The sequence below is a fragment of the Gillisia xinjiangensis genome, from assembly GCF_046298265.1.
In the GTDB taxonomy this organism is placed as follows: Bacteria; Bacteroidota; Bacteroidia; order Flavobacteriales; family Flavobacteriaceae; genus Gillisia; species Gillisia xinjiangensis.
Map to the genome: position 1 here is coordinate 1 of NZ_JBKAHK010000028.1, position 963 is coordinate 963.

Here is a 963-nt window from a genome sequence, read left to right on the forward strand (position 1 = left end):
ACCGACCGCGGCGACCGCACCGTCGAGGGCTGCCTGGTGCAGCAGACGACACAGGCGCTGGGTCTCCTGCACGATCTCGATCCGAGTGCCGAGTCGGTGTTCGGCGATGCGGGCAAGTACGTCGCCCTCACGCCGCAGGATCGCCTCATTCTGCGCCTACTCTACGACCCGCGCCTGAAGCCCGGCATGGGCTGGGCCGAGGCGGAGCCGCTGGCCCGCGCGGCGCTGCGCGACCTGCGGAAGGGGGGCGGGGGATGAGAGGCTTCATCATTTTGGCGTTCCTGCTGGTGGCAGCCACAACACCGGTGCAGGCGGAGATCGTGGCGGGTTATTCCTGCGGATATTACTTTCCGGATTCCGAGACTGCACCGCCGGAAGTTCGAGAGTTGTTGGAGAAGGTCTCCCCTGGTGCGATCAAGTCCTGCTCGGTCTGGGGTGATCCGGAAACCAGGACCTATGATTTCGTATCCGTGCCTCTGCACCACCCCTTCGGTGTTTGTCAGGTCACAATGCGCCGGTTGTTCCACGAAGATGGCAACTGGACGCATACGCCCCCAGCGGACAAGCCATATCTAGGCGACCGCAGCGTGTCGATGATGGTTGCTGAGGGAGATTGTCCGCGTCAGGACGACCCGCGCTATGTCATCACGAATGATATCAGCCCGGGTGTATTTCTGGCAGCAGTTCGGGTATGGGAAAGACTTTCCTCGGCAAGTGGTCCTGATGCCTTGGCCGACGTGACCTTTCCCTCCGCTCGGGCAGGTCAAATATTCCGGGACTTCGAAAGCGAGTTCGGTCTGTGGAAATCGTTCAAGCTGGTGGGCGTGAGCTTGTCGTCGGCCGCGGCGCATTCTCCCGCTTATTACCATCTGGACCTTGAGGGGAGCCCTACGAACTGGACACTGCTCTTCGATTTCATGGACGAAGAGCCTGTCGTCGTTGGCATCGGCACCTTCGTATACT

The 963-nt window shown here is 61.2% G+C and carries 2 protein-coding genes; both read left to right on the forward strand.

Features of this window, described 5'->3' with window-relative positions; genetic code table 11:
- Positions 1-258, forward strand: a 258-nt coding sequence (locus tag ACKGJN_RS16270) for a DUF2927 domain-containing protein (protein WP_409540619.1), incomplete at its 5' end; no start/stop codon positions are given.
- A partial coding sequence (locus ACKGJN_RS16275) for a hypothetical protein (RefSeq protein ID WP_340118416.1) occupies positions 255-963 on the forward strand: 709 nt, incomplete at its 3' end. The genes ACKGJN_RS16270 and ACKGJN_RS16275, both read left to right, overlap by 4 nt.